The sequence below is a fragment of the Rhodococcus sp. ENV425 genome (assembly GCF_002887785.1).
GTDB classification, from domain to species: Bacteria; Actinomycetota; Actinomycetes; order Mycobacteriales; family Mycobacteriaceae; genus Rhodococcus; species Rhodococcus aetherivorans.
Map to the genome: position 1 here is coordinate 1 of NZ_PCZU01000192.1, position 5,869 is coordinate 5,869.

At 73.2% G+C, this 5,869-nt stretch carries 7 protein-coding genes; 4 read left to right on the plus strand and 3 right to left on the minus strand.

The window, feature by feature from the left end; genetic code table 11:
- From CQZ88_RS29565 to CQZ88_RS16260, 4 genes are all read left to right on the plus strand, one after another.
- Positions 1 to 145, plus strand: a 145-nt coding sequence (locus CQZ88_RS29565) for a hypothetical protein (protein WP_146034318.1), incomplete at its 5' end; no start/stop codon positions are given.
- The gene (gene nadC, locus CQZ88_RS16250) at positions 146 to 1,015 is read left to right on the plus strand and encodes a carboxylating nicotinate-nucleotide diphosphorylase (protein WP_006941300.1); all 870 of its coding nucleotides are present in this window, start codon (positions 146 to 148) and stop codon (positions 1,013 to 1,015) included.
- Between the two features lie 162 nt (positions 1,016 to 1,177).
- Complete coding sequence (locus CQZ88_RS16255; RefSeq protein ID WP_102800033.1) at positions 1,178 to 2,581, plus strand: wax ester/triacylglycerol synthase family O-acyltransferase; 1,404 nt, start codon at positions 1,178 to 1,180, stop codon at positions 2,579 to 2,581.
- A gap of 16 nt (positions 2,582 to 2,597) precedes the next feature.
- Positions 2,598 to 2,894 carry a DUF2470 domain-containing protein gene (locus CQZ88_RS16260; RefSeq protein ID WP_006941289.1) on the plus strand — a complete coding sequence of 99 codons (297 nt, stop codon included), beginning with the start codon at positions 2,598 to 2,600 and terminating at the stop codon, positions 2,892 to 2,894.
- A gap of 7 nt (positions 2,895 to 2,901) precedes the next feature.
- On the opposite strand, the gene CQZ88_RS16265 is transcribed toward CQZ88_RS16260, so the two are convergent.
- From CQZ88_RS16265 to CQZ88_RS16275, 3 genes are all read right to left on the minus strand, one after another.
- Complete coding sequence (locus CQZ88_RS16265) at positions 2,902 to 3,537, minus strand: LysE family transporter (protein WP_102800034.1); 636 nt, start codon at positions 3,535 to 3,537, stop codon at positions 2,902 to 2,904.
- A gap of 29 nt (positions 3,538 to 3,566) precedes the next feature.
- Positions 3,567 to 4,805: a glycoside hydrolase family 1 protein gene (locus CQZ88_RS16270; protein ID WP_029544092.1), complete on the minus strand. Its 1,239-nt coding sequence runs from the start codon at positions 4,803 to 4,805 to the stop codon at positions 3,567 to 3,569.
- Positions 4,802 to 5,869: alpha/beta fold hydrolase (locus CQZ88_RS16275; RefSeq protein WP_102800035.1), on the minus strand; the 1,068-nt coding region annotated here is incomplete at its 5' end. The genes CQZ88_RS16275 and CQZ88_RS16270, both read right to left, overlap by 4 nt.

Sequence of the window (5,869 nt, forward strand, 5' to 3'; positions counted from 1 at the left end):
CGGCGCCCGCACCGAGAGCCGCGGGTGCCACACCCGCGACGACCATCCCGAATCCGACCCCGCGCAGCGTCGCAGCCTCGAGACGCGTCTCGACGCCGACGGCGAGATCACGCTGCGCACACCACAACTCACAGGAGCACACTGAATGGCCAGCACCGAGCTGCCCGCCGGACTCGATCGGGACGAGACGCTCGCGCTGGTGCGCGTCGCCCTCGACGAGGACCTGCGCTACGGCCCGGATGTGACCACCGCCGCCACGGTGCCGGCCGACGCCGTGGCCACGGCGTCGGTGGTGCCGCGCAGCCCCGGCACCGTCGCCGGGATCGACATCGGTCTGCTGGTGCTCGACGAGGTCCTCGGTGCCGGCGACTACGAGGTGCTCGACCGGGCCGTCGACGGGCATCGCGCCGCGGCGGGGGAGGCGGTGCTCACGGTGCAGGCCCCCACCCGGGGCCTGCTCACCGCCGAGCGCACCATGCTGAACCTGATGTGCCACCTGTCCGGGATCGCCACCGCCACCGCGCAGTGGGTCGACGCCGTCGCCGGCACCGACGCGAAGATCCGCGACAGCCGCAAGACGCTGCCGGGCCTGCGGGCGCTGCAGAAGTACGCGGTGCGGGTCGGCGGCGGTGTCAACCACCGGATGGGTCTCGGCGACGCCGCGCTGATCAAGGACAACCACGTCGTCGCCGCCGGTTCGGTGGTCGCGGCGCTGCGGGCCGTGCGGGCCCAGGCCCCCGACCTCGAGTGCGAGGTGGAGGTCGACAGCCTCGAGCAGTTCGACGAGGTGCTCGCCGAGAACGTCGAGCTGATCCTGCTCGACAATTTCCCGCTGTGGCAGACGCAGATCGCGGTCCAACGGCGCAACACGCACGCGCCGCAGACCCGCCTCGAGTCCTCCGGGGGCCTGACCCTCGACGTGGCCGCGGACTACGCCCGCACCGGGGTCGACTACCTCGCCGTCGGCGCGTTGACCCACTCGGTGACCGTCCTCGACCTCGGTCTCGACATGTGACGCCACGCCGGGGCCGCGCTTGGCACCGGCCGCATCGATCGCGTACAACTGGCTACGTATCCGCCGCCGTGAGGCACCTCACGGCGGCGGCGCGCGTCCGGCGGGTCACAGGGGGTCCGCCACTAACCAGTTCCCCGTCGCCGGGGAACGGAGAGACCTCGCATGCGTTTGCCGATGTCCCCGATCGACTCGATGTTCCTGCTCGGCGAGTCGCGCGAGCATCCCATGCACGTCGGGGGGCTGATCCTGCTGCAGCCGCCGCCGGGCGGCGACGCCCGTTCCCTGCGCGCGCTGTTCGACGCGGCCCTCGCCGGTGACGACCTCGCGCCCCTGTGGCGCCGGCGCGCGGTCCGTTCCCTCGCCACCCTGGGGATGTGGGCGTGGGAGGACGACCCGCACTTCGACCTCGAACACCACGTCCGTCGCGACGCCCTGCCACGCCCCGGGGGCATCGCCGAACTGCGCGCCCTGGTGTCGCGGCTGCACAGCACCCTCCTCGACCGCAGCCGGCCGCTGTGGGAGATGCACCTGATCGAGGGCCTCGCCGACGGGCGGTACGCGATCTACACGAAGATCCACCACGCCCTCGCCGACGGTGTCGGCGCGATGCGGCTGCTGCACCGGGCCCTGAGCTCCGACGCGGACCGCACCGACATGCCGGCGCCCTGGGCGCGCTTCCCGTCCGCCGACCCGCCGCACTCCGCGGTCGGGACCGCGCTCGACCTGCCGAGCATGACCGTGCGGGCCGTGCGCGGCGTCGTCGACGAGGCCGCCGGGATGGTGCCCGCGCTGGTGGGGACCGTGGACCGGGCCCTGCGGGGCCGCGGCGGCGCGGTGTCGCTCACGGCGCCGCGCACGATGCTCAACGTGTCCATCGCCGGTGGCCGCCGCTTCGCCGCGCACGACTGGTCGCTGACGCGGCTGCGGCGCGTCGCCGAGGCCGCCGGCGCCACCGTCAACGATGTCGTCCTCGCGATGTCCGCGGGAGCGCTGCGCGCCTATCTGCTCGACCACGAGGCCCTGCCCGACGATCCGCTCGTCGCGATGGTGCCGGTGTCGCTGCGTCGCGGGAAGACCACCGAGGGCGGCAACGACGTGGGCGTGCTGATGTGCCCGCTCGCCACCCACGTCGACGATTCGGCGGCCCGCCTGGCCGCCATCCGGGACGCGATGGTCGACGGCAAGGAGTCCATGCGGGGCCGGTCCCAGACCGCGCTGCTGGCCACGAGCGCTCTCGGCATGGCTCCGCTCGCGGTCGGGGTGCTCACCGGCAACCGGGCCGTGGTGCGGCCGCCGTTCAACGTGATCGTCTCCAACGTGCCGGGCCCGGTCGAGCCGCTGTACTGGAACGGCGCCCGCGTCGACGCCCTGTACCCGCTGTCGGTGCCGGTCGACGGGCAGGCCCTGAACATCACCTGCACCAGCACCGACGACCGGATCGCGTTCGGGCTCACCTCGTGCAGCCGCAGCGTCCCGCAGCTCGATCGCCTGATCGCGCACCTCGACGACGAGCTCGCCGCGCTCGAACGCACCGTCGGGGTGGCGGGCGCCGACGGCGATCGGTGAGGCTAGGCTCGCCGGCGTGACTTCCTTCGACGCCGCCGTCGTCGCGGCCGTGACCGGGCACATGAACGACGACCACGCCGACGACAACCTGCTCGTGGTCCGCGCGTTCGCGGAACCCACGGCGGGCGCCGCCCGCATGACCGGCGTGCACACCGAGTTCGGCGAGTGGGTCGTCGAGGTCGGCGGCATCGAGACGACGGTGCGGGTGCCGTGGCTCGAGCCCGTCTCCGACCGGGCGGGGATCCGCACCGCGGTGGTCGCCCTGTATCACGCCGCGTGCGAGCGGCTCGGGGTGGCGCCGCGGCCGCACTGACCGGCCGTTATGCCGCGGTGGCCGCGCGGCGCACGGTGGCCAGGAACGCGGCGGCCGTGAAGAACAGCCCGGAGAACACCCGGCCCGTGATGCGCTGCTGGCGCGGCGAGCGCATCAGCGTCAGCACCCGCGCCGCCAGGCCCGTGTAGCCGGTCATGACGATCATGTCGACGGTCACCATCGTCGCCGCGATGATCAGGTACTGCCGCAGCAGCGGGGCTGCGGGATCGAGGAACTGCGGCAGCACGGCAAGCATGAACACCACCGCCTTGGGGTTGCTCGCGTTGACCAGGAACCCGCGCGCCACCAGCGCCGGCGCCGAGCCGAGTCCCGGCGCCGCGCCGGGGTCGACCTCGGTGGGGCGAGTGCGCCACTGGCGCACCCCCAGGTACACGAGGTAGGCCACGCCGAACCACTTGATCACCGTGAATGCCGCCGCGGACCCGGCGAGGACCGCGCCGACGCCGGCGGCGACCACCACGATCTGCAGCAGCAGGCCGAACTGCAGCCCGACGATGTTCCACCAGCCGCGCCGCAGTCCGTGGGCGAGGCCCGAGGACATGGACGCGATCGCGCCGGCGCCGGGGGAGAGGCTGATCACCCAGGCGGCGCCGAGCCGGGCCACCCACGTCTGCCAGGTCATCGGGCGATTCTACGACCGGGCCGGGCCGGTCAGCCCGGCACCGGCACCGGCCACGGCTCACCGGTGACGGCCCGGTAGGCGTCGACCCCGTCGGTGGGACGGCGCGTCAGGTTCGGATCCGTGCGCACGTCGACGGTATACAGGCCGAAACGTGGTGTGTAGCTTCCCCATTCGTAGTTGTCGGTGATCGACCAGTAGTTGTACCCGAAGACGGGGGCGCCGTCGGCCGCGGCGCGGCGCATCCGGTCGACGTGCTCGCGCAGGTGTCGCGCCCGGGTCCAGCCGTCGGCGCGGGGCGCCCCGTCGGCGGTGGGCATTCCGTTCTCCACGACGTACAGCGGCAGCCCCGGGAAACGGCGGGTGTAGTGCATCAGCGCCTCGTACATCCCGTCGGGATGCGGGACGATCGAGGCGAAGTCGTCGGTGAGCGCGTGGATCGCGCTCGGGTTGGCGAGGGTGGCTCCGTAGTAGTAGTCGAGCCCGAGGAAGTCGAGGGTGTCGCGGACCCGGTCGACGAACAGGGCGTCGAGTCCGGTCTGCACCCCGGGGATGTACGCGGCGTTGGACGTCACGCGCGCGCCCGGGTCCAGTTCGTGGATCCGGGCGTAGATCGAGCGGTGCGCGGCGACCAGGGCGTCGAACATGCGGGGGACGTCGGCAGCGTCGATCCCGCCGAAGGCGAGTTCCTTCTGGACGTAGATCGTCGGTTCGTTGATCGTCACCCACATCGCGCCCAGCCCGGCGTACCGGGCGACGACCTGCTCGGCGTTGGCGAGCCATGCCCCGACCGTGGCGGGATCGCGCCAACCGCCGCGGTCGGCGATCCACCCGGGGTACACCCAGTGGTCGAGGGTGATCATCGGGATCATGCCGTGCCCGCGCACCGTCGCGACGACGTCGTCGTAGTAGCGCAGTTCGGCCTCGTCCCAGCCGTGCGGGGTGGGCTGGATGCGGGACCATTCGACCGAGAACCGGAACACGTCCACCCCGAGGTCCGCGGCCGCGGCGATGTCCTCCCGGTAGCGGTGACGGAAATCCACCGAGGTGCCGACGAGTTCGTGGGTGCGGCCCGACGCGGCGTACCTGGTCCAGTTGCTGTCCGGCGGGGAGCCTTCGGATTGGAAGCCGGAACTCGACACGCCCCACAGGAACCCGTCTCCCGCGGCGTGGGCGGGCGGGGAGGACCCCGCCGCGGCGGCGGCCGCGAGGGCGGCCGTCAGCACCACGGCGGCAGCAGCCCTCCGTACCGCCGCGACGGCGGTCCTCATCGGGAGTGCGCGGCGATCCCGGCCGCAAGCCGAGGCCACAGCTCGGTGAGGGCGCGCCGGCCGACGAACAAGCCGAGGTGGCCGGCGTCGACGTCGTGCACCGTGATGTCGCCGGCGGGTGTGCTGACGTGGTCGGCGAGGGCGAGGACCTGTCCCGGTGGCACCACGAGGTCGTGCCGGCCGAGGACGATGTGCACGGGGCACTCGATCGCGGCCAGGTCCACCGGACCGGCCGCGGTGGTGACGGCCCCGGCGACGAGGTCGTTGCCGACGAACAGGTGCTCGAGGATCCACGTGCGGAATGCGGCGGGGATCTCCTGGCGCCAGAGGAACCACCGTCGTTCGTCGATCGCCTGTCCGAGGGTGTCGGGGTCGTTCAGCAGGCCCAGCAGTTCGAGGCTGCGCTGGACCTCGCTCACCGGGTCGGTGGGCAGCACCCCGAACAGCCGAGAGGCGTCGTACCACAGGTTCAGCACGGACGCGGACACCGAGCGTGGCACGTGTTCGAGGGCGCCGGCACCGGGACGGTCGGCGTGGAAGTCGATCGGGGCCCCCGCGACGGTGAGGCTGTGCACGGTCCGCGGATGCAGTGCGGCGTGCATCGCCGCGAGCCAGCCACCCTGGCTGCCGCCGACCAGGTTGACCCGTCCGCCGAGCAGTTCGACGGCCTCGGCGAGGACGGCGAGATGGTCGTCGAGGGAGGCGCCGTCGGTGACCGGGCCGGCGGGCGCCCAGTCCAGGCAGTACAGCCGCGACAACCCGCCGCTGCGCAGGGCGGAGACCTGGCTGCGGTCGGGGGAGAGGTCGACGATGCACGAGTGCGATCCGGACTGCGGCGGCAGCAGCAGGGTGGGGACGGCCTCGGGGGCGGGAGCGTCGGGGTCGCTGCAGTCACGCAGCCGGGCGAGCGGCCAGGAGTGCGCGACGGGCCACGGGTGGGCCCAGCGCGGGGGTTCGCGGTCGGTGAGCACGCGCCACCAGTCGGCGATGTCGCCGGCGACGTCGAGCGGGTGCGCGCCGCGTCGGCTCAGGGTGGCCAGGTAGGTGCTCCAGCCGGCGATCGC

Excerpts from the sequence above, each read along its gene's own strand:
- CQZ88_RS16265 (WP_102800034.1), bottom strand. The coding sequence starts at position 3,537 with ATGACCTGGCAGACGTGGGTGGCCCGGCTCGGCGCCGCCTGGGTGATC.
- CQZ88_RS16270 (WP_029544092.1), bottom strand. The coding sequence starts at position 4,805 with ATGAGGACCGCCGTCGCGGCGGTACGGAGGGCTGCTGCCGCCGTGGTG.
- nadC (WP_006941300.1), top strand. The coding sequence starts at position 146 with ATGGCCAGCACCGAGCTGCCCGCCGGACTCGATCGGGACGAGACGCTC.
- CQZ88_RS16255 (WP_102800033.1), top strand. The coding sequence starts at position 1,178 with ATGCGTTTGCCGATGTCCCCGATCGACTCGATGTTCCTGCTCGGCGAG.